The 6504-nt window shown below is 38.3% G+C and carries 6 protein-coding genes and 1 pseudogene; all 7 read right to left on the bottom strand.

Annotated elements, in window-relative coordinates; genetic code table 11:
* Positions 1 to 478: pseudogene (locus tag QV06_RS01155) on the bottom strand (hypothetical protein); the annotation flags it as partial.
* Positions 479 to 492: 14 nt separating this feature from the next.
* A complete protein-coding gene (locus tag QV06_RS01150; RefSeq protein ID WP_065236573.1) occupies positions 493 to 1740 on the bottom strand; it encodes a tail fiber protein in 1248 nt (415 codons plus the stop codon).
* A complete protein-coding gene (locus QV06_RS01145; RefSeq protein ID WP_065236572.1) occupies positions 1733 to 3715 on the bottom strand; it encodes a hypothetical protein in 1983 nt (660 codons plus the stop codon). The genes QV06_RS01150 and QV06_RS01145 overlap by 8 nt, the downstream gene beginning before the upstream one ends.
* Entirely contained in the window at positions 3708 to 4106 is a 399-nt protein-coding gene (locus tag QV06_RS01140; protein ID WP_065236571.1) for a hypothetical protein, read from the bottom strand. The genes QV06_RS01145 and QV06_RS01140 overlap by 8 nt, the downstream gene beginning before the upstream one ends.
* Positions 4107 to 4589, bottom strand: coding sequence for a hypothetical protein (locus tag QV06_RS01135; protein WP_065236570.1), 483 nt, complete (start codon positions 4587 to 4589; stop codon positions 4107 to 4109).
* 55 nt (positions 4590 to 4644) lie between these two features.
* Positions 4645 to 5643 (bottom strand): N4-gp56 family major capsid protein, encoded by a 999-nt coding sequence (locus tag QV06_RS01130; RefSeq protein ID WP_065236569.1) that lies wholly within the window; start codon positions 5641 to 5643, stop codon positions 4645 to 4647.
* A gap of 20 nt (positions 5644 to 5663) precedes the next feature.
* On the bottom strand, positions 5664 to 6494 hold the full coding sequence (locus QV06_RS01125) for a hypothetical protein (RefSeq protein WP_065236568.1): 831 nt from the start codon (positions 6492 to 6494) through the stop codon (positions 5664 to 5666).
* Positions 6495 to 6504 lie beyond the last annotated feature (10 nt).

The following is a 6504-nucleotide window of genomic DNA, read 5'->3' as shown; positions in this document are numbered from 1 at the left end:
ACTTGGTTTTCTCTTCTTCACCCGTCTGAAACCATCTATCAACGCTTTTTATATATACACCGCCTAGACCACGATTGTATCTATATTCTTTGATACGATCCCACGCTTCAGCTTGTTGTGAAGCTAATAGTTCAGCTTGTTTTTCTTCGCTAATAACCCATTCTGTTCCGTTCCATGTGTGATACTCTGTTGGTCTATATTTAGCTATCACGCCTGCAAAATAATAATCTCCTATTTCAACATCCGTTTCTATCACCTCTGCAACAGATAAACCATCTGGAAATAAACTTGATATATCTTTTGACATAGCTACAATCGCATGCTGTTCATCATACATTATTTTCAACGTGTGTTCTTGAAAAGATTTTTGTACCTCATACCAATCATTTCCCTGTTCATCTTTTAAATATAATATATCTGCCGAAGCTAGTATTTTATGATCTGGTGTATAACTATGAAAATGTTTAAAGTCTCTCATATAGTGAACCCTTCTTAAATTGATGCTACAGTATACCAAGCCCCATTTATATTTTTTTGCACTGGACGGAGACAACTACTTGCTGTGATCTCACGTTCTCCATAATCAAACCCTGTTTTTCTTTTAGAAGTAGAAAATATACCCGTCATAACATAACCACTTTTTTCTTCAGGCCATAATTTACTTACAATAATATCATAATGAAACTCTTTGGTTCTTATCACTGCTGTTTTTCCATACACTACAGCTCCTAATCGAATATCTGTTACCACGCCATTCACTCTTGATTGTGCAGTATTAGCTACACTCATAGCACTATCTGCTGTTGATTGTGCCGTGTTAGCGACACTTATAGCGTTATCAGCTACCGTTTTTGCTGCATTAGCAGCACTTATAGCATTATCTGCTCTTACTTGCGCTGCATTAGCAGCACTTATAGCATTATCTGCTCTTACTTGCGCTGCATTAGCAGCATTTATAGCGTTATCTGCTCTTACTTGCGCTGCATTAGCAGCATCACTACTTTCCACAGCTTTGCCATACGCTATTTTAACCGCTTTCGGCGTTGCAAAATCCCGCTCCGAATCACTTGTTACACTACTATTAAAAGATGGTTTATTAGCAATACTTCCCCAATCATTTTCTCTAAAAGCAGCTTGTCTTGCTTGTTCTGCATAGGCGTTAGCTTCATTTGCTTTCTGTTCTGCAAAGTTAGCACTTGTATTTGATGCAGATTCAGATCTAGCTGCATTTATTTCAGATTGACTTGCAGCAACTGCACTATTTTTAGCTTTTAGAGCATAATGGTACGCAGAGTATTTATTGTCTTTCACAAGGACATCTTCTGGATTAGATGCCCATTTTCTTGCCATATTTTCTGATTCTTCTACAGCTATCTCTTTATTAATAACATTTTGTTCTGCAGTTAATACAGTTTGTGTATTGTTGTGAACAGCTTGTGTATTAGTGGCAACTTCTTGTGTGTGTTGTCTTACTTCTATCGTGAGGCGTTCTACTTCATCTCGATTTTCTTTAACATTATTTACGCCAGTTAAATACATTCCATAATTTACAGGGTGATCATCTTCTGTTGGTTCTGGAATGACAGGAGATACGGCAAATCCAGTGCCGTCATCACGCATTTTTGGAAAGTGATCTAGTGCCGATTCTATAGCATCAAATTCAGCTTGTACCGCTTTTCCATCTGCTGTCGTATATGGCGTAAACTCATGTGTTCTTTGATATAGTTTATCACTAGACACGATATAATCTCCTTGTGATGTAATTAAGGATTAGTCCTGTTAATTCAAAATTCGGTGCATACATTTCATTTCCAGAAAATGACAACGAGATATTTCTGCTATAACCGTTTAATTGAAAGGTAGGTGTTGAGTAATCTTCTGCTGACCATAAGAAGTTATTCCAGAATGCATCATTCCAACGTCCACCACCACCAAAAATAGAAATATCTTTATTTAATTGAGTTGCGTGATAAGTTGCGTTGTAGTCTAAATCATACCGATACTTCAATTTCGCCTCACCTTGCGTTGTCGCTTGCAGTTCGGCTGAATGCCAGCTTTTTATCGTGGTTGGACTGCCACAATGATTAAATGCCATTTTAATTAACCATTCTATTGGCTTGCCCGCAAAGGAGTAACAATTCTCATTTTGTCGATAGACTTTTCCATCATTAAAGGCAAGGTAAGTATGTTGGTTTGATTGCCATACTCCTATTAATTTGTCTGGGTAATTAAAATACGTGCTTCTTGTGGAGCCATCGGGTAGTAACATAATACAAATATGTGATCCAATACTCGAATAAAATCGGATTTGATTTCTGTTTGATTGTGTTGATGAAAATGAAATTTTATTATCTAAAGGATTAAAGCCTAACTTTCGACTTGCATCTAATTCACTAAGTTTAAAATCGCCAAACTGCTCCGTTTGATCTATTCTTGTAATGCCACTAGTACTAATGCCTATCGGCATAAAAACAGTACGCAATGTTCCAGATTGAATTCCAACTTTTGATAAATCTTTTAACGCCCAATCATCACTAGTTGAGCCATATAACGCTGCAATTTTATTCTCGCAGCAGATAAGCAATACACCCCCAGCGGTGGAAGAAAGGGCGGTGATTTCATCACCTAAACCAAATTGTTCTGCCCCTAATAATACAGACCATTTTGTCGGATAGCCTACTAAAGAGTGACCAACTTGCCCACCTTTAAATGACACAAATAAATGGTTTTTATGTGAAGTAATGTGTTGTGGATATTTGGCGTTAATTGAAATTGGAATGATAGAACCATCTTGCCTTATTTCAATCACTTCATGCCCATTGCAAGCATAAGCATATTGCGTATCTACACCACCATAAAAATTATGGTAGATAACTTCAAAGACACCACCCTTTGTTAAATTTACTTCATCACAATTTGTTACCTTGCCAATAATAACGCCATTAATCGTAATTTGCTGCTCGTTAGTGAATGGAGTATGACTGATTATTACCGCCGTTTGATTATCTGTTGCTACATTTACAGATAACGCAATATATTCTTGTCCGTTCACCGTAAACTTAACATTGTCTATCAGATATTCTGGATGGTTAGATATAGATACGGTTATGATGTAAGTCTTTGGTACAGGTGCCCATCCCGTCACTTCATCACAAATAAAGGCATTGCAATAATCTTCGCTATCACGAAATGCAATTAACTTATCATTAAGCTCCACCACCCCACGCAAAGCATTTACACCGCTTACAGGTTGAGTTAACTCAACACCGAACTGAAATGCTTTCGCTAAGTATGTTCTATGCTTCGTAACATCGCCGATTGATGATGTAATAAATGTAATTACAGACGAAAAATCACCGATAGTAATGCTTTGTTTTGTGAACACTGTCACGTTTGGTTGAGATATAACAGTAACAGTATGCTCAATAACTTCAATGACTTTAGCTGGCTTACCGCCCAAATCAAATTCTATACCGACTAAATTTTCAGGAGGTAAATCTTGGAAAACGATATGATAATATTTCATTTCAGACGGTACTATTTTACCATCTAGACATTCATAACCTTCGATACGAGCAAATCCACCTGCAAATAATGGTTGCACATTTAACGCCATAATTGCATCACTACTTGCTTTTGCAATTGGTGGTGTTGCTAAATCCACTCCTCCTGACATTGCGATGAATTGTGAAGAAAAGTTGGGTAATTTAGCCATTTTGCTGCCCCAATGTAGCTGTTGGCAAATAATCACGGCATAGCAAATTAAGATATTTATCCCATTCCGTTTGAGCTTTTAATACTAACTCTTGTGCATTTTGTGATAACGCTTTATTCGCTAGTGCATAATAAACAATACCTAAATGCAGATATTCTGGAATAAATGGTGTGTCTATTGAGGATTGAAGCAACTGCAAATTATCCTTACTGTAAGGTGATACATAAAAATTATCAGACCACTGCCGGATAATTTGAATATCAGACCATGCTTCTCTTATCGCATCGACATACTCTAAATTACGCCCACGCTGATTAGTAACGCCTGCAGGACCTTCGCCTGTATCGCTTATTTCACGGCGTAAACGCTGTGCAAGTTGTAAAAAGTTCATCTAAACATACCCTAAGAATTGGATTGAATAGTTTGCAACAATCTTTTCTGTCACCGAACCGTCTTTCTCTTGTTGATAAATGGTAGTCTTTGAGCTACTCAATAGCTGATAAACTGGCTCCGGCACAACCACTTCTGTGTCACGTTTAATTTGATATGAATGCCCATTGATCCAAACCATTACATCATCTTGTCCATCAAACTTTTCAGAGGATTGGATTATCATTTTTACTTTGCGATACGTATTTAAATCACTGCTTGCGTTATCTTGTGTATCACTATTACTTTCCACGTTGTTTTTGTAACTAGCCGGCATTAATTCATAAGGGCGAGTATGTCCGTTTAAATCTTCAAACTCTAAAATAGCTTCAATCAAACTATCTTTCGTTTCACTTTCTTTTGGATCGATGCCGCAGTGCGTTTTTAAATGTGCAATTAATTCATCTTTTTTTGCTTTATCAAGGTTAATAAAAGGATATGACATAGATTTTCTCCAATAAAAAAGCCCTCGATTGAGGGCTTGAAGGTTAAATTAAGACTTAAAGTGCTGATGCGGCGCATTCAATTCGAGTCATCCAAGCTTGGTTAAGAATTAATGCAGCGTGCCACGTTTTCCAACCAACTGAACCAGTTTGACCTAATTCATCGCCTTTTTCAGGCTTACCTGGATTTCGTACCAAGATATTCGCAGACTCTTTACCTTTGAGAGGGCAAACCCCGAAAGCATCTTGTCCAAAGATGACAATCTTATAAATGTCTGAATTACTTCCACCTGTTGATAATGTTGTACCTTTGGCGCCTCCTGCGTCTGGTGTCGGAGCAAATAATGCACTGGTTACAAAGCGAATATTTTCCACAGTACCAAATTCATTAGGTGATACGGTTGAGCGCGTACCATATTTTGCAACAGGGACAAAACCAGGTAAATTACGAATATCTGGCTCTAAATCGGTATGACATACTGCAATAAAAGCAGCTTCAATCGGCTTAGTTTCCATCTTAATAGATGAATCTAATATCGTTGTCACTTTCTTAGCACGGTTATTCATCAATGTGCGCACCGCTTTACGCAATGCAGCAAGGGATAGAGGTGTATTAACCTGATTGGTTGCTGCACCATTTGCAAATACAACGGAGGTTCCTCCATTAATCACTCCCCAAGTTAATAGCTCTGTGGTTTCTGCTGCTTGCTCACCTGATAACTGAGTGATGTCTTTTAGTACTTGGTCTTCGTGTGTATCTTGAATCACATCTGTGATTTCGGTCCACGCACCATATTGTTTCAATACAGCTTCGACATCTTCATACACCATTTTTTGCGCAGCAGGACGCACACCTTCTGCCAACGGTGTTAATGCTGGTTCAAATGGCTTCGCACGGCGGAATTTAATTTTCTGCCCTTTGTTTTGAGGAATACCTTTTGACTGCCCAAATTTGTTTAACACAATAATTGGTTCAGCGTGTTTCAATAATTGAGCCACTGCATAAACCTGTGTACGTGGCGAAATATCGCCGTAAGTAGTGGTTCCTGTAGCCATACTCTTTTTCTCCTTAAAATCTATCTATTACGTTTCATTCCCTCTGCAATGCTGTCAAAGAGTGCATTCTCATCTAAATCACCTTGATTACCTTTCGGGCTGTTGCGTCCATTTGGTAACGTCATTGCAGACATTTGTTGCGTTCTTTTTAATCTGTTATCTTGTTTAGCAGAGATAACTTTTTTATATTCGCTTAACAGATAAATTGCATCACTTGGATCGTCAGAATAGAACAAGGCTTGCACCCCTTTTGGCTGTGCTTGTACCCATTGATGAAATCCTTGATCGCTAATAATCTGCTCTGCGTCAGGAACAGCTTCAGAAACGAGGGCAATACTGCCGTCTAATTCCTGTTGAGCTAAATCCTGTACATTAGCTTCTGCCATTTTTGATAACGGTTCAGAAATTGCATTCAAGCGTTGATTTTGTCCGGCAATCAAGCGGGATAAAATACTAGCCATCTCTGGATAATCTTCTTGTAGCTTCGCAATATCTTCATCAAGATTAGTTTGGCTCGCATTTAATTGATCCAGTGCGGCTTTCGCTTGTTGATATTTCTTTGATAACGCTCCAACACGGCCTCGTTGGCTTTTCGCCATATGTTCAAAGCGTTTTTTATCTTCCTCAAGTTTGCGTACATTTTCCCTTACTTCATCAGAGGCATCTTTCAACCAATCAGGCACATCATCTTTAATCTCTTCCGATGGTTTCACTTGCTGATCAGGCAAGCTAGATTCAGTTGTATCTGCGTCTGTGTTAGTAACTTGAGGTTCGCCACCTAATTTCACTTCGCTTGCGGCTTCTTCAAAAGCGGCTGCTTCATCAAATTGTTGTGACTCTTGATTTTCCATGTATTACTCC

This window comes from Gallibacterium genomosp. 3, from assembly GCF_001678475.1.
Taxonomy (GTDB): domain Bacteria; phylum Pseudomonadota; class Gammaproteobacteria; order Enterobacterales; family Pasteurellaceae; genus Gallibacterium; species Gallibacterium faecale.
Note: the sequence above shows the minus strand (reverse complement) of the source record. Positions and strands in the feature narration are given on the sequence as shown.